Here is a 241-nt window from a genome sequence, read left to right as displayed (position 1 = left end):
GACATTACGCGTTCAACTTCACCGCCGAAGTCGGCGTGGCCCGGGGTGTCCACGATGTTGATGTGGTAGCCGTTCCAGTTGATGGCGGTGTTTTTCGCCAGAATGGTAATACCGCGCTCTTTCTCCTGGTCGTTGGAGTCCATCACGCGCTCGTCGTTGAGCTCGTTGCGCTCCAGGGTGCCGGATTGACGCAAGAGTTTGTCTACCAGGGTGGTTTTACCATGGTCAACGTGGGCAATGA

The 241-nt window shown here is 56.4% G+C and carries 1 protein-coding gene; it reads right to left on the bottom strand.

All coding sequences use genetic code 11. The features are described from left to right. Positions 1 to 239: GTP-binding protein (locus tag ACCD03_RS25645; protein ID WP_413413299.1), on the bottom strand; the 239-nt coding region annotated here is incomplete at its 3' end. Between the last annotated feature and the right edge of the window lie 2 nt (positions 240 to 241).

Source organism: Ralstonia sp. Ralssp135 (assembly GCF_047304345.1).
GTDB classification, from domain to species: domain Bacteria; phylum Pseudomonadota; class Gammaproteobacteria; order Burkholderiales; family Burkholderiaceae; genus Ralstonia; species Ralstonia chuxiongensis.
Note: the sequence above shows the minus strand (reverse complement) of the source record. Positions and strands in the feature narration are given on the sequence as shown.